This is a genomic window from Dolichospermum sp. UHCC 0352, from assembly GCF_009711925.1.
In the GTDB taxonomy this organism is placed as follows: domain Bacteria; phylum Cyanobacteriota; class Cyanobacteriia; order Cyanobacteriales; family Nostocaceae; genus Dolichospermum; species Dolichospermum lemmermannii.
In genome coordinates, this window is record NZ_VIKY01000103.1 from 1 (window position 1) to 19,674 (window position 19,674).

The 19,674-nt window shown below is 38.4% G+C and carries 19 protein-coding genes and 2 pseudogenes; 13 read left to right on the forward strand and 8 right to left on the reverse strand.

Annotated elements, in window-relative coordinates; translation table 11 throughout:
- Positions 1 to 147: 147 nt before the first annotated feature.
- From FJR06_RS06570 to FJR06_RS06590, 5 genes and pseudogenes are all read left to right on the forward strand, one after another.
- Positions 148 to 744, forward strand: a pseudogene (locus FJR06_RS06570) (MotA/TolQ/ExbB proton channel family protein); the annotation flags it as partial.
- Entirely contained in the window at positions 734 to 1,366 is a 633-nt protein-coding gene (locus tag FJR06_RS06575; RefSeq protein ID WP_015079742.1) for a biopolymer transporter ExbD, read from the forward strand. The pseudogene FJR06_RS06570 and the gene FJR06_RS06575, both read left to right, overlap by 11 nt.
- 113 nt (positions 1,367 to 1,479) lie before the next feature.
- Positions 1,480 to 2,472, forward strand: a complete 993-nt coding sequence (locus tag FJR06_RS06580; protein ID WP_015079743.1) for a zinc-dependent alcohol dehydrogenase family protein — start codon at positions 1,480 to 1,482, stop codon at positions 2,470 to 2,472.
- 157 nt (positions 2,473 to 2,629) lie between these two features.
- Entirely contained in the window at positions 2,630 to 4,777 is a 2,148-nt protein-coding gene (locus FJR06_RS06585) for a pentapeptide repeat-containing protein (RefSeq protein ID WP_174783350.1), read from the forward strand.
- 118 nt (positions 4,778 to 4,895) lie between these two features.
- Positions 4,896 to 5,768 carry an S-methyl-5'-thioadenosine phosphorylase gene (locus FJR06_RS06590; RefSeq protein ID WP_168651077.1) on the forward strand — a complete coding sequence of 291 codons (873 nt, stop codon included), beginning with the start codon at positions 4,896 to 4,898 and terminating at the stop codon, positions 5,766 to 5,768.
- Positions 5,769 to 5,804: 36 nt separating this feature from the next.
- Here the strand turns inward: FJR06_RS06590 and FJR06_RS06595 are convergent, their stop codons facing one another.
- The gene (locus FJR06_RS06595) at positions 5,805 to 6,128 is read right to left on the reverse strand and encodes a hypothetical protein (protein WP_168651078.1); all 324 of its coding nucleotides are present in this window, start codon (positions 6,126 to 6,128) and stop codon (positions 5,805 to 5,807) included.
- A 72-nt stretch (positions 6,129 to 6,200) separates the two neighbouring features.
- On the reverse strand, positions 6,201 to 6,713 hold the full coding sequence (locus FJR06_RS06600; RefSeq protein ID WP_015079748.1) for a hypothetical protein: 513 nt from the start codon (positions 6,711 to 6,713) through the stop codon (positions 6,201 to 6,203).
- 100 nt (positions 6,714 to 6,813) lie between these two features.
- Between FJR06_RS06600 and FJR06_RS06605 the strand changes: the two are divergent.
- Positions 6,814 to 6,953 (forward strand): annotated as a pseudogene (locus FJR06_RS06605) (magnesium-protoporphyrin IX monomethyl ester cyclase); the annotation flags it as partial.
- A gap of 138 nt (positions 6,954 to 7,091) precedes the next feature.
- Here FJR06_RS06605 and FJR06_RS06610 read toward each other — a convergent pair.
- The 4 genes from FJR06_RS06610 to FJR06_RS24865 all read right to left on the reverse strand — a co-directional run bounded on the left by FJR06_RS06610 (position 7,092) and on the right by FJR06_RS24865 (position 13,816).
- Entirely contained in the window at positions 7,092 to 7,814 is a 723-nt protein-coding gene (locus FJR06_RS06610; RefSeq protein WP_083881449.1) for a Uma2 family endonuclease, read from the reverse strand.
- A gap of 83 nt (positions 7,815 to 7,897) precedes the next feature.
- Positions 7,898 to 10,042 (reverse strand): caspase family protein, encoded by a 2,145-nt coding sequence (locus FJR06_RS06615; protein WP_015079750.1) that lies wholly within the window; start codon positions 10,040 to 10,042, stop codon positions 7,898 to 7,900.
- Positions 10,043 to 10,117: 75 nt separating this feature from the next.
- Positions 10,118 to 11,299: a sulfate adenylyltransferase gene (sat, locus tag FJR06_RS06620; RefSeq protein ID WP_015079751.1), complete on the reverse strand. Its 1,182-nt coding sequence runs from the start codon at positions 11,297 to 11,299 to the stop codon at positions 10,118 to 10,120.
- Positions 11,300 to 11,764: 465 nt separating this feature from the next.
- Positions 11,765 to 13,816, reverse strand: coding sequence for a putative Ig domain-containing protein (locus tag FJR06_RS24865; RefSeq protein WP_168651079.1), 2,052 nt, complete (start codon positions 13,814 to 13,816; stop codon positions 11,765 to 11,767).
- Between the two features lie 193 nt (positions 13,817 to 14,009).
- On the opposite strand from FJR06_RS24865, the gene FJR06_RS06630 reads away from it, so the two are divergent.
- The 4 genes from FJR06_RS06630 (at position 14,010) to FJR06_RS06645 (ending at position 17,855) form a co-directional block, all read left to right on the forward strand.
- The gene (locus FJR06_RS06630; RefSeq protein WP_168651080.1) at positions 14,010 to 16,892 is read left to right on the forward strand and encodes a BPSL0067 family protein; all 2,883 of its coding nucleotides are present in this window, start codon (positions 14,010 to 14,012) and stop codon (positions 16,890 to 16,892) included.
- 284 nt (positions 16,893 to 17,176) lie between these two features.
- Positions 17,177 to 17,338 (forward strand): hypothetical protein, encoded by a 162-nt coding sequence (locus tag FJR06_RS06635; RefSeq protein WP_168633541.1) that lies wholly within the window; start codon positions 17,177 to 17,179, stop codon positions 17,336 to 17,338.
- Positions 17,335 to 17,559 carry a type II toxin-antitoxin system VapC family toxin gene (locus FJR06_RS06640; protein WP_015079754.1) on the forward strand — a complete coding sequence of 75 codons (225 nt, stop codon included), beginning with the start codon at positions 17,335 to 17,337 and terminating at the stop codon, positions 17,557 to 17,559. Before FJR06_RS06635 ends, FJR06_RS06640 begins: the two co-directional genes overlap by 4 nt.
- 29 nt (positions 17,560 to 17,588) lie before the next feature.
- A complete protein-coding gene (locus FJR06_RS06645; RefSeq protein ID WP_015079755.1) occupies positions 17,589 to 17,855 on the forward strand; it encodes a type II toxin-antitoxin system HigB family toxin in 267 nt (88 codons plus the stop codon).
- Positions 17,856 to 18,109: 254 nt separating this feature from the next.
- On the opposite strand, the gene FJR06_RS06650 is transcribed toward FJR06_RS06645, so the two are convergent.
- Together FJR06_RS06650 and FJR06_RS06655 are read right to left on the reverse strand one after the other, a co-directional pair.
- Positions 18,110 to 18,343 carry a type II toxin-antitoxin system HicB family antitoxin gene (locus tag FJR06_RS06650; RefSeq protein WP_015079756.1) on the reverse strand — a complete coding sequence of 78 codons (234 nt, stop codon included), beginning with the start codon at positions 18,341 to 18,343 and terminating at the stop codon, positions 18,110 to 18,112.
- A complete protein-coding gene (locus FJR06_RS06655) occupies positions 18,343 to 18,579 on the reverse strand; it encodes a type II toxin-antitoxin system HicA family toxin (protein ID WP_015079757.1) in 237 nt (78 codons plus the stop codon). The genes FJR06_RS06650 and FJR06_RS06655 overlap by 1 nt, the downstream gene beginning before the upstream one ends.
- Before the next feature lie 64 nt (positions 18,580 to 18,643).
- Between FJR06_RS06655 and FJR06_RS06660 the strand changes: the two genes are divergently transcribed.
- Genes FJR06_RS06660 through FJR06_RS06670 form a run of 3 tightly spaced genes read left to right on the forward strand, consistent with a single transcriptional unit; the run spans position 18,644 to position 19,477 of the window.
- Complete coding sequence (locus FJR06_RS06660) at positions 18,644 to 18,796, forward strand: hypothetical protein (protein WP_158310516.1); 153 nt, start codon at positions 18,644 to 18,646, stop codon at positions 18,794 to 18,796.
- A gap of 34 nt (positions 18,797 to 18,830) precedes the next feature.
- Complete coding sequence (locus tag FJR06_RS06665; protein ID WP_015079758.1) at positions 18,831 to 19,304, forward strand: type II toxin-antitoxin system VapC family toxin; 474 nt, start codon at positions 18,831 to 18,833, stop codon at positions 19,302 to 19,304.
- Between the two features lie 2 nt (positions 19,305 to 19,306).
- The gene (locus tag FJR06_RS06670; protein ID WP_015079759.1) at positions 19,307 to 19,477 is read left to right on the forward strand and encodes a hypothetical protein; all 171 of its coding nucleotides are present in this window, start codon (positions 19,307 to 19,309) and stop codon (positions 19,475 to 19,477) included.
- Positions 19,478 to 19,674 lie beyond the last annotated feature (197 nt).

Sequence of the window (19,674 nt, forward strand, 5' to 3'; positions counted from 1 at the left end):
TGAAAACTTCTTTACTCTTGCCTCTTGCCTCTGGTTACTGAGCGAAGTCGAAGTATTGCCTCAAGCCTAGTGCTATGACGACAATTTTCAACGCCAACCTACTAATACTACTTAACGGGGATAGAATCAACATCCACAGTTTCACCATTACAAAAAAGTGATCCAGAAACCTTTAGATTAGCCCTAGAATCCACCGCAGCGGACGAAATAGCCGGAATGCGTCGGGGTGAAAAACTTTTAGAAGCGGTGATTGCCCTTTCGCCACTGTTAGGATTATTGGGTACAGTTCTGGGTTTGATTCGTTCTTTAGGTGCAATTCGCATTGGTGATTTGGGAACTGAATCTACAGCCGGTGTCACCACGGGGATTGGGGAATCGTTAATTAGTACAGCAGCGGGATTAATAGTAGCGATCGCTAGTTTAGTATTTTACCGCCTATTTCAGAGTTTTGTTGTTAACCAAGTTAAAATTTTCAACAAAGCTGGTAATGAAATGGAACTGCTTTACCGTCAATATCCTCCCGAACCTAAAACAATTAACACAGAAAGATTCTCAAAACGCACCTCTAAAAATTTCGATTCATCTTCTCAGTTAGAATCAAAAACATTTATCCAAGAACCGGAAAATGAGCCAGATGATACAGATAATTACAGTTTAAACCTGGGAAATTCAGCAAATTTACCAGATGACAAGGTTGATAATGCCAATTTGAAATCTGGAGAAAAACAAGAAGATGAAAGTTAAGCTAGATACTCCGACTGAAGACGTTCAGATTCAAATTATCCCCTTAATTGATGTTGTTTTTTGTATTCTGACATTCTTTCTCTTAGCAGCTTTACAATTTACTCGTCAACAAGCAATTAATGTTGACTTACCCAAAGCTAGTACAGGCGAAAATTCTGCGGCTAATTCCCAAATTAAAAGCAAAATATTACCTGTAACAATTGATGCTATTGGATTGACTTACATCGAAAAAGAACCTGTGAAACAGGAAGAATTAGAAGCACGTTTAAAACAATATATCCAAGCCAATCCAGATGGAATTTTAGTATTGAATGCGTCGCGGACAGCTACTTATAACGACGTGATTCAAACATTGGATTTGCTGAGAAAAGTAGGAGGAAATCGTGTATCTTTGGGAATTATCCCCGGTTCATCTCAACCACTGACAAATTCACCCAATTTCCCAACTCCTCCCATAAATAATAATCCCACCATCCCAGGAATTAACTCACCTGACAATTTGAGGTCTTTACCACCGGTTAACCCAAATCCCCTTCCCACAGCCGGGAACGGAATTAATCCCGGTACTTTACCTCAAGCGCCTGTAACACCAGGAACTAATAATTCTTCTCCTCAAAATTAAAACCATTTTGTGAGAAATTTTGGATATTTCTTCCCCATATTTTCCTCAATAATTAGGAATTTATGGGGATATTTTTAGGTAAATTTAAATAAGTGTATCTAGGAGAAAAAACCATGAAAGCGATATTAATGACAGCAGCGGGTAAACCGGAAGTTTTAGAATTACAAGAAGTTCCCCAACCCATACCCACAAATAAAGAAATTTTAGTGAGAATTTTGGCGGCTGGTGTTAATCCCATTGACACAAAATTACGTCAAAGGGGGACATTTTACCCTGAACAAATGCCAGCTATTTTAGGATGTGATGGTGCAGGTATAGTGGAAGCTGTGGGTAATGATGTCCAAAAATTTGGCGTTGGTGACGAAGTATATTTTTGCTATGGTGGTTTGGGTGCAAAATCTGGAAATTATGCAGAATATACCATTGTTGATGAAAGATTTGTAGCCTTTAAACCCAAATCGGTTTCTTTCACCGCAGCAGCAGCAGCACCTCTGGTTTTAATCACTGCTTGGGAAGCTTTATATGAACGGGGAAGACTTGAACCAGGAGAAAAGGTATTAGTTCATGCTGGTGCGGGTGGTGTTGGTCATGTGGCTATTCAATTGGCTAAACTCAAAGGTACAGAGGTAGCGACTACGGTTAGTTCTCTAGAAAAGGCTAATTTTGTCACTCAACTTGGTGCGGATAAAATCATTTTTTACAAAGAAACTGATTTTGTCGCATCTGTATTAGAGTGGACTAATGGTGAAGGTGTAGATTTAGTTTTTGATACTGTTGGTGGTGATACTTTTGAAAAATCTTTTCCCGCAGTGCGACTTTATGGGGATATTGTGACTATTCTTGAACCGAAAGCTAACACTGTTTGGAAAGTTGCTAGAAATAGAAATCTCCGCATTGGTTTAGAATTAATGTTAACACCGATGTTGTTAGGAAATGTGGAAGCGTTAATACATCATGGAGATATTTTACAAGAATGTGCTAATTGGATAGATGAAGGGAAGTTAAAAATTGAAGTTAGTCAGACGTTCCCTTTAGCGTCAGCAGCAAAAGCACACGCTTTAGTGGAAACTGGTTCTGTGCTGGGTAAGGTTGTTTTATTAAATTAATCATTAAGTAGGGAATTTGTTGAGATTGTTTTGTCACTTTAGCTATTTACAAAGATGGGATTTTTCTCAGCTTTGGCAAATAAAAAACACCGTTAAAAAAATAAACTTATTATCTGCGAAATTAGGAAAAATAATCATATCTAATTCCGCAGTAATATTGTTTATTTGTATATTTGCTATATTTTTATTTCCTATTCCTACTTTTGCAGTCCCAAATGAACCCATAACTTTAACTTGGGAATTATTACAAGAACGAGTTAAAACACCAATTTTGCGAGATGGTAATTTAACTGTAGATTTAAGGAAAATGGTAATTGATTTACGTCCAGAAAATGGTATTTTCCGGGATGATTTTTACCAATTACTCAGAAAAGAATTACAAAAAACTGGTGCGACGGCTTTGGGTTTAGATTTGAGTAATTCTGTAATTGAAGGTGATTTTTATGGGAGTGATTTGGGTTTAAGAACTCCTGTTTATGCTCAAGGTATAGCCCAAATTTTCACACATACAGAACGGGAACAGTTAGAAAGTTTACGTTCTGTATGTTTGCAATCTTTAACAAGGGCTTTTCCTAATTCTAAAGATTGTAAATCTTTGTTGAATAATCAGTCAAATAATTCTAGTAGTATTTCTGTGTTTCGTGGGGCTTTAATTATGGTAGAAAGTCGTTTTAATGGTGAGGTAAAATTTCCGAATACGTTCTTTCTGCAATCTGTAAATATTCAAGGGGCAAATTTTTTAAAACCTACTAATTGGGAGGAATCAAGATTTAGTAGAACTGTGAGTTTTAATGGGGCTATTTTTCACGCTCTTAGTAGTTTTCAAGGTAGCATTTTCTTTGATAAAGCTAATTTTCAAAATGTCAAATTTCTAGATGCTACTAATTTCCAAGGTGATGTATTTTGTGATGATGCAAAATTTAATCAAGGAAAATTTCAACAAATAGTTAGGTTTAATAGTAGTTATTGGCAAGAAAATGCTGATTTTTCTAGTGTGATTTTTAATAATCAAGTAAACTTTAACAGAGCTAATTTTCATCAATTTCTATTCATGAAAGATGCTATTTTTAAACAAGGACTAATTTTTCGAGAATCTGAGTTTAATCAATCTGTGGATTTGCAAAGTGCAAGTATTCTTAATCAAGCTGATTTTAGTGATGTTAACTTTGCGGAAACAGCATTTTTAAATGTTTCTGATTTGGTGTTTAATTCTAATCAAGCGAAAATTTTAGGTAATGTTGGAGAAATTGGCAAAAAGTTGATTGTCCCCACTTTACGCGGTAATCAAAATATTTTGCGGAATTTAAGTCAAAATTTCCGGTTACAACAGCAGGTTAGTGATGCAAATCAGTTAGAATATACAAAACAACGGTTAAGGTTAATTGAATTAAGTCATCAGTTGATAGCTATTAATATTAATACTGCTGCTGTGAATAGGTTGATAAATTTAGGTTTTTCCGCAACCCAAGCGGCTGAAATTCATCAATATCGTCAAATCAAACATTTTCGGAATATTAGCGAGTTACTAGTTTTAGCAGATGTGAATTTAGAAATATATAATCAGTTAAGTGATAGAATTATTGCCACTGAACCTCTGGTTTTTAGTGGGTGGGTAGTTAGATATTTAAGTTGGTTGTTATTGAGTTTATTATTGCTGTTAAGTGGTTATGGGACAAACTTTTGGTTAGTATTTGGTGTGGGTGGTGTAGTTATTTCCTGTTTTGGTGTATTATTTTGGTTAGTTGATCGCTATCGTCGTTTGTCTCCTGTAGCAATTGTTCCTAGATATTATGAAACTGTTTGCATATTATTGAGTTTTATTTGTTTAATATCTGGTAGTTTATTAGCAATTTTTCGGAATTCTGGGAATCCTTGGTTAACTCTACTGTGTTTATTTTTCATTATTTTTCCCTTACCTGGAATTTTATTATGGCGACTTTATCAACAAGGACGTTATCATGATTTAATGGATATTTCCTATTTTCGAGAAGATGGAACATTAAGACAATTAAGATTATTAATTGGGAGATTACCAGTTATTCCTAGAAATCCTAGTTTCCGGGAAAGATATATGCCACTATTATGGGATAAACGTTGGAATTGGCTGAATTATTATGATTTTAGTTTGAATAATTTGGTGAGATTGGGATTTAATGATATTCGTTTACGTGATGAACATTTACCAGGAATTATCTCTACCTTGGCTTGGTATCAATGGAGTTTAGGGTTACTTTATATTATTCTCGCTGGTTGGACTCTCTCGCGGACAATTCCCGGCTTGAATTTATTGATTTATCTCAAATAGATTGAAAATTTTTCAACTTTTATAAAAACAAGAACTTTATTTTTTACCGAATATTCTTGTACAATATACAGACGGTAAAATTACTTATTAATCCCATTCATCACAAGGTTGATAATTTATGAATGTAGCTAGAATTGGCATCATTGGTGGTAGTGGGTTGTATAAGATGGAAGCACTGAAAGATGTGGAGGAAATAGAAATTTCTACGCCTTTTGGTTCACCGTCAGATGCGATTATTCTCGGAACTTTAGAAGGGACAAGAGTGGCTTTTTTAGCGCGTCATGGTCGTAATCATACGTTGTTACCTGCTGAGTTGCCATTTCGGGCTAATATTTACGCTATGAAGCAATTGGGGGTAGAATACCTGATTTCTGCTAGTGCTGTGGGTTCTTTGAAGGCTGAAGCTAAACCCCTAGATATGGTAATTCCCGATCAATTTATTGACCGCACCAAGAATCGCATTTCTACCTTCTTTGGTGAGGGAATTGTGGCGCATATTGCTTTTGGTGAGCCGATTTGCCATAATTTATCTAGTATTTTAGCTGAAGCGATCGCTTCTTTAAGTTTACTAGATGTCACATTACATAATGGTGGTACGTACGTATGTATGGAGGGACCGGCTTTTTCTACTAAGGCTGAATCTCATCTCTATCGGAGTTGGGATGCTACAGTCATAGGGATGACAAATTTACCCGAAGCGAAGTTAGCACGGGAAGCGGAAATCGCCTATGCAACGTTGGCGCTGGTGACGGATTATGATTGTTGGCATCCAGATCATGATACTGTGACGGTGGAAATGGTGATTGGGAATTTACATAAAAATGCAGCAAATGCACAAAAGGTAATTCAAGAAACTGTGAAGCGGTTGAGTGCAAATCCCCCTGCTAGTGAGGCGCATTCGGCTTTGAAGTATGCGATTTTGACGAATTTGGAGAAAGCACCAGCAGCAACTAAGGAGAAGTTGGCTTTGTTGTTGGAGAAGTATTTGTAAGGTAATAGGGGATGAGAACTGACTGATTAAATCGGTCTATTCTCTCTCCCATGATAGACATTTCCGCACTCGTTCATGTTCCACTCCTGAACCTGTGCGACGGTAGGCTTCTAGCGCAGATTTACTTTGCTGAATCATGTCGGCTTCAGTGAGAGGTTGAAAATTTAGTTCTGCATCTATTTCGCCATACTCAAGTGATTCTTCTGTGGTTTGAGTAGGTTTATTTGTCAACAACCGCTCAAAATCTTCTAATTCCCCAGATGTACCAGTTAGCCATGTTAAGAGAAGGGTTTTTACTTGTTCTCCAGGTAATGGTTGAAGATGATCTAGAATTTGTTGTCTAATATTACTCGCTATCATAAGTTTTTGATTTTTGTGGTAGCTTTGCCTTCAATATAACATTTTTGGCGTTGGTGATAGATAGCCATATCATTAATCCCACCAATAAGTAATAACTACAGCATCTCGCTGTTGCCAAAGCGACTCACCTTCCAAACCTGCTTCCAATCTCATTCGTAACTGTCGCCCAAGTCGCAAACCATATTCTTCATTATTACCATCAGTAATATCCACTGAATCTGCACGCCACTTTTTACCCAAATCCAAAAGCTGAGACACGATACTATCTTGGTTTTCTGTCAAAATGTAGAGGGTATCCCCAGGATAAGCTACAAAGTGGATTATACTCGATTCTGGCATCGGGCGATAATTTGCCATTGCCAATAAAGTATCTACCAAACCACCAAAACTTAAACCATTTTCATCTGGTGCAAAAATTGGTTTCGTAAACAGAAAACTTGCCCATAGATGAGAATGTTGGCTAAGATCCCTAACAACCTCCTCCCCATTAAACTCATTAAAGCGACGTTGCCACACCAAAGCTGCAAAAAGTTCCTGGGGACTGTATTCTTGAGCTAGGGTTTGAATATTAGCTAAGTTCAACATAGAGAATTAATAACAGTTTGATTAAGTAGGTTGGCGTTAAAAATTGTCGTTATGGTAAGGGAACAGAAAAGAGGTTTTCAGCCTCCTAATTATAGGAACGGGCGATTTTAAACTATCTTTAGATTTAGGTGAAGTAACCAAAACCCGCACCTATACATTTTCCCCCTTAGAATGGGTGCTTTACAGTGTTTATTTATCAGAAAAAATGGTTATTGGCATTATATCATTATTGTCCAAAATTATCTGCGTTCATCTGCGTTTATCCTCTTCCATCTGCGGTTAATTCTTTATTGTTGTACCTCACTTGAATGGGAATTACTAGAAAATATCCCCGACTTCTTTAAGAAGTCGGGGATCTGAATAGGATCTTCATGAAAATTAGTCAGAAATGCCAGCATCTCGAAGGCGTTTTTCTAACTCTTCCAAACGTTTTAAGGCAGTTTCCTTAGCAAGTCGTTCTTGTTGCACTAACTCAGAACCCCAAAGTAGCAAATTACCATCTTGATCCCACCAGCGTAACCAGTAACCTTGACGGTTTTCGCGTTTTCCTTGCCAAACACCAATAAATAATTCCATTTCAGTTAACCAGTAACGGTTATTTTCATCTGAGGAACGCAATTTATAGTGTCCATTTTCATGCAAGTTATATATTTCTAATTCACCGATATCTGGTTGAAAAATAATGTAATTAGGAACTTGTAAAACTTGTTCATAATAAAACCATTTTCCGGGGGGATAGGTGTGTTTATTAGAATATTCACTACCATCAGTATCGGAAAGAAATTCCATGACCACCACAGGAATTTGTCCCTGTTTATGGGGGGTGTAACTGCGTTGGATTTGTTCTCTAGGCACTGTAATTTGCGCCACGTAAGCCCAGTCAGGGGCTTTGATGACAAATTTGCCATTAACTGTGGCGCAGATGCCGTAATTGGTGGTAGCAAGGGCAGTTTCTGGAAGTTTGCCAGCGAGTTCTAGGCTTTCTGTGAGTGCTGCTGCTAGACTGGGTTGATTGACATTATCCACAGGTTCATTGTCTAAAACAAAGTCTTCAGGTAAAAGTTCCCAAGTGATCTTGGTGGTGGAAGCACTTACAACCATAGGAAACACAAATAAGGGATTAAGTTCTAGTATATAGTTATTCTCAATCAAATGTGAACAGGACAATAATGAAATCCCTACCTCTAAACAACCTGAAAACTAAAGTTCAAACTTGCCCAATTATTCACATCCAAAACATAAGCATCATTAATATCAGTTGTCACTTTACTGGCGTTATGTAAATCTTGTAATATGGCTTGGGCAACTTCTAAAGGGTTGACAATGGGACTAATAGCCTGTTGATCTGTGGTAGGATATTTAGCGATCGCTAATGCCGTGAGAGTTTCCTTAAATGGTGCTGTACTCAGAATAATTTGGTGTTCACAAAAAGTATAACGAGTAGGCAGTAACCAGCCAGCTATCGGGTGATTCTCTGGGATTTTGACAGTTTTACCCGGAGGAATCAGAACTTCTATTAATTGGGGTTTGGTAGGAGGAATATCTGTCTGCAGGAAAACTTCCCAAGGATAAAAAGCAAAGGCATCTTGATAATTATTTAAACCCACTAAAATTAAGTATATCGGGCGATCGCTCAAATTTTCAATTTTATATTGCCAGCGACTACCCACAGGAATTGTCGGCATAGCTATTTCTTCATAGCCAGGTGTTTGCAAAGTGTTATCAATACTTGCAGTCCCCAAAGTATCCCTCACCATAAAAACACGGGGTAAAACGTTGTTAACAATCTCTAAAGTTGCCCTCACAGGTAAACGCGAAGAACCTTTATTTTCTGTCAACTGCCACAACTTTGATGCTAACAGAGTAGAAAATTTTGGTTTTAATCGCTGTACTGCCACCTTCACCGCTTCCCCAACTTCCCCTATCGTATTAATAATCAATTCACCACCCAGGCAAAAAAGACCATAACGGCTGGGGACTTGGGCAACTTTACCAAACACATAATCAGCAGTTTCTTCTACAGTAGCAATATTAGCAATCCGGTTAATTCCTGAAAAAACACTAGTAGCATCTACCCGTTCAATTCTTTCCAAACCCTGATCTAAAGCCACATTAACATGAATATTCCGAGGTAATACCCGAATAACTTCTTGGACTATTTGCCCAACTTGAGGTAAAGTAGTAATTTCTTTATTTGTAAATTGGGCTTTAGCTATTAACCCACTTCGTGATTTAACAACTAACTCTTCTCCCGTATCCAGAGTTAACCGAGAATTTACGCCATAATTTGTGAGAACTTGATTAGGTAATCCTCCTAACCATAATTTGACTGTTTTGCCATCATCATCTATGGCTTGAACTACACCAATACTTCTCAATTTATCAATCGGAAAATAATCAACAATTAAAGCATTTTGAGATTTTTTTGGCTCATTTACTAGACTTGGTTGTTGTTTTCCACCTAACTGATACATGGAAGTAGCAACACCAGAAAGAAAAACTGGGATTGTTTTGGCTGGGATAGTTTCCCACAAATATTGAGTTAAAGCATAAGTTAATAATCCCGCAGTCCAATTAGAGAAAAGAAATTCTCCGGCTTGCTGATTTAGTTCTGAAGTCGCATTGATCATCAGAGGATTATTATTAGCTGATTTATGATTTTTCAGTTGTGATAGAAATTCTAATTCTTCTATTTGTAAAGTTGCTGTTGATAATTCTGGACGGGTACGCATTCGTAAACCACTGGGTTTTAATTCACTAGAATGATAGTAGCTAGTATCTAATATTGCTGTAACTTGATTTGTTGGGAGCGATCGCAATAATAATAACAGAGTTTCTGCCAATAAATAGTTTCTCGAATTTGTCCCCAATAAATTATTCTCATCAACAGGAACTATGGCATTATAGATCCCCGACTTCTTGAAGAAGTCGGGGATCTGCTCATTTCCCAAATTAACACGAGTCCCATAACCAGAAAAATGGAAAATCACCACATCTCCAGGTTTGGCTTGCTTACCCAAGTGATCTAAAAAAGCATTTTCAATAAATTTTCTGCTGGCTTGTTCATCAGTTAAAGTCAGAATATCTGACGCGGCAAAGCCACAACGATTAATTAACAATTCTGTTTGCAATTCCACATCAGTTACACAACCACCAAGGGCAGGACTTTGTGGATATTGATTAATTCCTATCAATAATGCCAACTTCCGCTGATTAGGTTGTGCTAAAGCTTGGTAATAGGGATTACCCAAACTCAACCACTCAGTTTCAGCCACTCCCAATGCCGCTAATAAGCCGCTAATTTGTTGTAAAAACCCACGCCGTTTCATAATTAACAGTCAGACTCCAGCCCATTCTCATAGCTTAAAGGCTGAAGTCTGGAGAGTAAAGTTTCTGATCTTAACCTAAACTAATACAGGTGCAATTTTCATAGCCCTGGTTAACTCAGCCGCAACTTCTGGACGAGAAAATTCCGGTGGTGGTAACTCACCCCGACGTAACATTTCCCGCACCTTGGTTCCCGACAGATGAACCCGTTCCTCTGGTTTGCTAGGACTGGTTTTAGTTGTGGCCATTTGTTTGGTGCGCTTGCAATAGAAAGCGTGTTCAAACTTCATTGGTACAATTCCCAACTCTTCAGGGGCGAATTCATCAAAGATATATTGAGCGTCATAAGTGCCGTAGTAGTCACCCACACCAGCATGATCACGTCCGACAATAAAATGTGTACAGCCGTAATTTTTCCGCACTAAAGCATGGAAAATGGCTTCTCTAGGCCCAGCATAACGCATGGCTGCCGGGTTAATTGCCAAAATTACTCTATCTACAGGGTAATAGTGTTCTAGTAAAATTTCATAACAACGCATCCGCACATCAGCAGCGATGTCATCTTCTTTTGTTGCCCCTACCAATGGGTGCAAAAATAGACCATCAACAGTTTCTAAAGCGCACTTTTGAATATATTCATGGGCGCGGTGGATAGGATTGCGAGTTTGGAAACCCACAATTGTTTTCCAGCCTTTTTCTCGAAACATTTCCCGTGACGCAGCCGGATCAATTTGGTAGCTGGGAAAATGGGGATGAGAGTCCCGTTGTAATAACCAGATATCACCAGCTAGGTTGATAGAACCTTGGTTATATACTACCTGCACCCCAGGATGTTTAGCATCATCAGTGCGATAAACATTTATGGCTTCTTGTTGTTTGTCGTAGGTATACTTCTCGGTCAGTTCCAATACCCCAATAAACTCGCCTCTGGGGTTATCCAGACGCACCAAACCGCCTGCTTGTAGAGGGGATGCTACTTCTTCGGTTACAGACAGTGTAATGGGAATTGACCAGACAATACCGTTAGCTAACCGCATTTGGGTGACGACTCGGTTATAGTCTGCTTGGTTCATGAAACCAGTCAAAGGACTAAAACCACCAATGGCAATCATTTCTAAATCAGAAACTGCTCGTTCATCAAGTTCCACACGCGGTAAAAAGTCAGCCTTAGAGAGAAATATTTCTCTTTGTGCTGAGGAAGCAACCCGGTTAATTAACTCTCCACCGTGGGCGGCAATGGCATCTGGATGGTAACTCAACGTAATTTTTCCCTAGTTGTTGCAGACTATGTACTAAGTTACCAAATTATTGGTACACATTGTTAAATTTCTGTGAATTTTTTTCCTTTGCCGGTCGGAAAGGGTGAGATTAGGAAAAGATGGTGTATTTTACACTGCTAATACTAGTAGTTCGTCAAGATAAAAATGATGGACTGTAGTGTGAGCGTCTCGCTCACGCGGGCAAGACTTGTACTGAGCAAGCGAAGCCCTGAGCCTGTCGAAGGGTCGAAGTATGCCCGCACTGCCAAAAACCCGTCAGGGAATAAATTCCCTGTCTCATAGCTCAAGTCCGTTAAAACGGACTAATGAATTTTCCTAGTATTTAGTCATCTTTTAGATGACTTTCGCTATTAGCAAGGAACTTGAGTTCCTTGCGGGATGAAGATTTTGCGTTAAGTTGACACCAATAAAGCTCTTGCTTTACCCCTACCTCCTAAATGCTTATTACGCAAAAACAAACTGTTTAGGATCTGTCAAACTCAAACTACTGGCTTGAATTCCCGTCAGAGTAGCTAGAGTTTGATTATTGAAGACAATCGCAGTATCTGCACCAACTTGATTTAACTTGAGTGTGGATGTGGTAATACCTAAACTGACAGCACCACTAATCCCAATCACATCAGTCCCCAGTTGGAAGTCAAGCACGGTATTAGCAGCTTTCGGTAGTTCAGCTTTGACAATCCAGAATTGGTCAGTACCAGCACCACCGGAAATTAAGTTACCACCACCAAGACTAACTCTGAAGATATCTTTACCATCACCACCCAAAGCCCGGTCATTGCTACCCAAGTAGAAGGTATCATCACCGACACCACCGGATATGCGGTTATTACCTTGGCCATCTCTAGCATCAAAGGTATCATTACCATCGCTACCGAAAGCGCGATCGCTCTTATTCACAAAGATAGTATCATCACCGCTACCCAGATCAACGATATTGCTACCTGAGTTGGGAAAAACAGATACAGTGGACAGGTCTAACTCATCTTTACCTGCACCTGTAAATACAATATTGTTTTGACCATCGAATTGACTACCAGGAGTGGCAATTAATTTATCATCTCCTGGAGTTCCTACAGTTGTAGATTGGTTGACTGCGAGAGTAAAGATATCATTGACAGTTGCCCCGGCTTTATCTGTCGCAATTACCTTGACATCTAATTTACCGACATTTCCTGTGTTGGGAGTACCACTAAAGGTGCGAGTTGTAGAGTTGAAATTCAGCCAATCTGGTAAATTACTACCATCAGCTAACGTGGCAGAATATTTAATTAAATCAGGAATTACACCATCATTGAGCAGTGTATTTTCAAATGTATCTGTTACTAACTGATGCAGTCTGGTTGTGGGATGAACATCGTCCCAGAAAGCATATTGATCAGGGTTAACTGGCGTAGTGACTGTAATTAGCGGCTGAGTAATATTCGTGAATTTGTAATTAGCAGGATTAGTCTGAAATGCTGTACTCAAACCAAAGATGTCTACTAAAGATAAATCAACATTGAGGGCTGGTTCTAAGTTAGTTAAAGCTTGAGTTAAAGCTGCATTAAAACCAATAGAAATTGCTCTGGCATTCGCTACATTGTTATTAGCAATACTCAAAGGAGTAGCACCCAAGTCTGATAAATTGCCAACAACAATTTCTTTAGCACCTAATCCGGCTAAAGTTGTAATTGCACTACTAATATTAGTAACTGCATTAGTCACAGCCTGAGTAGGATCTGTGGCAAGATTCAGAAAATCATTAGCACCAGTCCAGATTACATACAGTCCATCTTTACCAATAGAATTGGCATTTACAGTTTTAAATTGCTGAATTTGTGTGAGTAATCCAGGTACGGTTATTTGCCCAAAAGTATTACTTACTCCTGTATTTGCGCCCAAAAAGGCGTAATTTTGAATTGATGGGTTTGTAAATTGTAAATCAGGGGCAAAGTAATCAACCCAAATTAAGCCATTAGAAAGACGACCTTGATAATTAGGTGATGGTGGAAAGGTGTTACCGGATGCTTTGTAGGCATTACCTGTATCTGAGAGGCTATCACCAAAGATGACGAGGTTTTTATAGGGATTAACTGTGTCTGGATCGGAGAAGGTATCTTTGGGTAGTGTAAATGTAAAGGTAGAATTGACCTTAACTGTTTGATCTAAAAGTGGATTTTTGAGGATGGGTGCGGTATTCACGTTTTGTACCTTAATAGTGAACGTATCAGTAGCGATCGCTCCTATTTTATCTGTAGCTGCTACTTTAACATTCAGATTCCCTACATTATCATTAGTGGGAGTACCGCTAAAAGTCCGAGTTGTAGAATTGAAGGTTAACCAATTTGGTAAAGCATTACCATTTTCTAATGTTGCTGAATAGGTGAGAATATCACCCGCATCAATATCTGTGAAGGTATTGGTGGGAATTTGGAAGTTGAAAGCAGTTCCTTGTTTAGCATTTTGATCTGCGATTAGGTTAGCAACTATTGGTGCATTGTTTACGACTGCCACATCATCATTGGTAATTGTTCCTACGGCTGTAGCGGTGGCAATTGTGGGATTGGTGGGATTGGAAAGGGCGCAGGGCCTGCGCCCCTACAGATTTTCCAATTTACTGACTGTATTAAATTCAGTAATAATACTGTAGTCATGATTAAACATAATCTGTAATCATGATGAATATATATGAACTCAGAGTGTACACATGGTATTAGATATCGTAAATAATACGCTGGACTCTACCACCAGCCTTAATCTAAGCGGGACAAATCAGTTATTCACAAATATTGACATAATAGGTAATACTTATTTACTCAAAGATACAGCCAACAAATATTTTGCTCAAGCAGGAACAAATACCCCAATTACTATCAGAAATGGTGGACAACAAATCTATCAAGATATCTATTCAGGATGGCAAACTCTAGCAGTAGAAACCGTGAATGGAGATAATCAAGTTCTCTGGAAAAATGTTTCTGGAAACTTCCTGCATATCTGGCATTTAGATAATAATTGGAATTGGATTTCTTCTGAAGGAGCATGGGGATTAAATTCTGCTGAAGCTTTGGGTAAAGAATCTGTTTTTGCTATAGATGTAAATGGTGATGGTGTTATTGGTATTGAGAAACCAACAATTACTATTAGTGCAAGTGATGCTAATGCAGGAGAAACTTCAACTGGACAAACTGCAAATCCTGGTCAGTTTACTTTTACAAGAATAGGAAATATAGCTTCATCTTTATCTGTTAATTACTCTGTTGGGGGTACAGCAACTAATGGCATAGACTACAACGCATTAAATGGGATTGCGACTTTTGCAGCTAATTCTTCTACAGCTACGGTTAACATTAATCCCATTGATGATGCTATTTATGAAGGCAATGAAACAGTAGTTTTGAGCCTAGTAAATAATGTTAATTATGTGGTTGGAACTGCTAATAATGCCACAGTTGTAATTGCTGATAATACTAAAACCAGTCATTTAGGATTGGTTACTGACTTTAATAAAGACGGTAAAACTGACATTCTCTGGAAAAATCTATCTGATGGAAACCTTGGTGCTTGGGCAATGAATGGGACCTCTGCTAGTTGGATAGACCTTGATGATGGAGGTGATAAAAATGATGGAGCTTGGTATTTTGTAGGCACTGGAGACTTTAATAATGATGGTAATACAGACATTATTCAACGTTATCACTGGGTTAATTCTCCAGGTTATGTTCGTATTTGGTTAATGAATGGTAATCAGCGCATTGATATTAAGGAGATTGAGGCAGTATCGAGCAATGATTGGCATATTGTAGGCACAGGTGATTTTAACCAAGATGGTAATGTAGATATTCTCTTGCGTAATTATGTCACAGGTGCTAATCAGGTTTGGATGATGAAGAATTATCAAGTTATTGGTCGAGTTGATTTAGAAGCTGATACCAATCTTAATCAGCGCATTGTGGGAACAGGTGACTTTAATAGTGATGGCAAGATTGATATTCTTTGGAGAAATGCAACTACAGGGGATAATTCCATCTGGTTGATGAATGGCGTAAATCGCGCTAGTACCGCCAATGTTGATAAGGTTGGGGATCTCAACTGGCATATTATGGGCGCGGCAGATTTCAATAATGATGGTAAATCCGATATTATCTGGCGCAATTATGCCAATGGTCAAAATCTTGTTTGGTTAATGAATGGTAGCACTCATACAGGTGATCTAGATATTCTAGATGAGCCTAATCGCAATTTCACTATTGTGGGTAAATCTGATCCTGTTGGCATTTGGACAACCGACTATTTCGGAAATAAAGATTTATCAGCAATACCTACTTACACAGAAGGTTTTACCGATATTACTGGCAGCTTTAGCCGGGATTGGGGTAATGGATCTGTCCCAAATACTCCGACGGATAACTTCTCTGCACGTTATCAAACTACTCATTATTTTGCACCTGGACTGTATCATATTACCACTGGTGCTGATGATGGCATTAATGTAAAAATTGGTAATGAATATGTAGTAAATAAGTACAATCAAATTGGCTGGTATTCTGGTTACTTCCGTTCAACGGGTGGGTATTATCCTGTTACCATTGAATATAAGGAAGATTCTGGTATTGCTTCAATAAATTTCAAACTGGAAGGACATCAGGCTTTCAATGACAATGTAGATACTTCAAAATACTGGAATGGATCTATTTACCATTGGGATGGACAAGGTACTGCACCTTCCTTTGATATTTTCCGTGATCAGGGGAATCTGATTGGTAATGCTAATTTAGGCTCTAATGTTCGCAGTGATGGCAAAATTGGTATTAATGCTAATTGGGGACAAGATGCGCCTAATGGTGATAACGCTCGTCTCCCTCATAATTTCTTTGTGATGGGTGCTTGGACTCTACAATATTTTGATGGTAGCGAATATAAATTCCGGGTGCGTGGAGATGATGGTTTCCACCTCTGGGCAAATGGTGCTTGGGGACAAGGCGGTTCTTACAATATCACACCTGCTAATCAATGGTTATATGCTTATGGTGACTATTACGAGGTGAAATTCACTTTGCCTGCGGGTTGGTATGATGTCGGTTACGATATGTGGGAAGGTGGTGGTGCTGCATTTATGGATATATCTTGGGAGAAAGTTGTTGTAACACCACCTGCACCATCCGGTTTAATGACTACTTCAACTCGTTTAACCCAGTTACAGAATGGACAGTTAAATGGTCAATACATTGATGTAGATGGTTATCCCAGTGAAAATATATATCAATGTTGGGATTTAGTTGCTTATGCCACAGGAATTAATAGCTCTAGTCCTTATTACTTCACCACTAACTGGAAACGAGGAGCTAATGTCATGGGAAATGGTAATGTGGCTGTAGGTACTGCGATCGCAACTTTTGCTGGACCAAATAATAGTTATGATAACGGTTCCTATCAACATACCGGAATTTTTGCAGGTTATGGAACTCAAAATGGAGTATCTGGTTTTTATTTGTGGCAACAAAATCCTGGAGCAGTTAACTTGGGATTTTATCGGAATAATGGGACAGGAGTTGGTGATGCCGACAACTACTATGTGATTCAGTCTTGATTTCTAGTTTGGTAGGGGTTTAGCAATGCTAAACCCCTACGATATCGGGTACACAAACCGATAAAATATTGGGTACAAAATCGGTAGATATTTAGGTTATTTCCATATCCAAAAATGTCGAAAATCAAGATAATTCCTCAACATGAAAATCATTGTAAATATGTCGCTGCTAGTTAGTCGTTGGGTAATGGTTTAGCAGTGCTAAACCCCTACGTTTTGGGGAGGATAAAAAGATGTAGGGATGTGGGAGAGCGAAAATTCGACCGTAGGAATCGCTTTTAGGGATGATGGAATGGAAGTTTCTAGAATTTAAAGCAGGAAACATTGATCTAATTTCACAACAGATAAACACTACAAAGAATTACCCACTCAAAGGAAAACCTATTACCATTGCTAGTGATTTTGATGAACCTATGCCTGAACTTTGGCAAGCATTAGCAGAATGATTTTTCTAGATACCCATATTTGGCTATGGTTGCTTCATGAGCCTAGTCAATTATCACAAGCAGCGCAAGAAGCTATTGAAAGTGAAGAATCCCAAAATGGCTTATTAATTTCAGCAATTTCTGTTTGGGAAGTAGCAGTTAAATCTAGTGTCAATAAATTAGTTTTGCCTTTACCCATTGATGAATGGTATCAGTTAGCGCAAACTGCAAATGCCAAGTAAACTAATTTTTGATAAATAATATTATTACAATGAGAATTATTGCTCGGACTACCCTAAGAGAATATTGGCAAAAATATCCTGATACAGAACAGCCTTTAAAAGCATGGTTTGATGATGCTACCCGTGCAAATTGGCAAAGTCCATCAGACATTAAAGAAGTTTATGCTAATGCCAGTATTATTACTAATAATCGATTAGTCTTTAATATTAAAGGTAATAATTATCGTTTAATTGTCCACATTCGTTATGAGATTGGGATTATTTTTATTCGTTTTATTGGTACCCATCAAGAATAATCACTGTTTTGCGATGATGGGAGGAGCGATAGCGAAGCCCGACCTAGGAATCGCTTTTAGGAATAGGGGGAGTGCGATAGCGAAGCGCTGCTGCAAGCAGTTCGATGTTTGGGGATGTGGGAATGCGATAGCGAAGCGCGACCTAGGAATCGCTTTTGGGGATGTCGAGGAGGTGCGATAGCGAAGCGCTGCTGCAAGCAGTTCGCTGTTTTGGGGGTGGGGGTGCGATAGCGAAGCGCTCCGCAGGAATCGCTTCATGAAGAGTACAGTTTTCTACGCACAGGAGCAAAGGGAATTTCTTTACCCTTTTGTTGATAATCTTCCTTCACTAACTCCCAGGCTAATTTTAGTTCTTGCAAAGCTTCTTCGGGAGTATCACCAAAAGCTGAAATGTTAGGTATTTCTTGGAAATGTGCTAACCAATCTCCTTGTTCATCAATATATAAATTAATTGTAAAGCCATTAAAATTATAATTATTTAAAGTCATTACTGATTTCCCTCTTGATATTCAAAGAACTGCTGAATTTGATAGAGTTTTGCTTTTCCATCTTTACGAGGTTGAATTGGTAAAGGTTTGCCACTCGGTGAATACCATAAACGATGACTTCCTTTTTGACGACTAAATTCCCACCCATTCTGAATGAGGAGAGTTTCAAATTCATCAAAAGTTAGATTTTCTGGACTATTTTTAGCTTTTTGCCATAGTTTTTCTTTTTTAGTCATCACCAAGGCTATTATTTAGTAGATTATCCCTTGATTTTATTATAGTCTGACAGGAATTTAATTTGTGACAGCGCAAGCGCTGACTTGTCAGTTCGCTTTTTGGGAATGTGGGAAGTGCGATAGCGAAGCGCTGCTGCAAGCAGTTCGCTTTTGGGATGTGGGATGTACCATTTTTGGGGATGTGGGATGCGATCGGTTGTTTGTAGCAATCATATAGTAAAATAATAAATAATTTTTTTAAATATTTAATAATGATTGAAAGTCTATATCTTGATACCAGTATTATTGGCTATCTAACAATTAGACCAAGCACTAATCTAATTACTGCTTCAAATTCAGTAATTACACAAAATTGGTGGGATACTCGTCGGGAAAATTTTACTCTATATATTTCGGAAGTAGTTCTAGAAGAATTAGCCAGAGGAGATCAAGAAATAGCTACTAAACGACTGGATCTAATAAGTGAGTTACCATTATTAGCACTCAATGAAGCAGTGGAAGAATTAGCCCAGCAATTTCTGACAAAAAGCAATCTTCCTCCTAAAGCATCTGATGATGCCTTGCATATTGCCTTAGCCACTGTTTATAAAGTAGATTATTTGTTAACATGGAACTGTAAACATATTGCCAATGCACAAATCCAGAAAAAACTCTCACAAATTAGTATTCAATCTGGATATGAACTACCAACGATTTGTACACCTTATGAACTTATGGGAGATTAAATATGTGGAAAGATGAAGTATTAGAAGAAATTTACAAAATCCGAGAAGAACACGCTAAAGCTTTTAATTATGATTTGCATGAAATTTGTCAAGATTTAAGAAAAAAACAGGTAGCTAAAAACAGAAAAGTTATTACTCAGCCGCTCGTAACATTATCATCCTCAACTAAATAGGCTCGCTGTTGTAGGGGATGATGGGAGGTGCGATAGCGAAGCGCTGCTGCAAGCAGTTCGCTGTTTTGGGGGATGATGGGATGCGATAGCGCAAGCACTGCTGCAAGCAGTTCGCTTTTTAACAAGGAGATTGAAGGCGATATAATGGTAGTAATGCAGTATAGGAAAAAGTTATGATTCAAACCTTAGATGCTCTG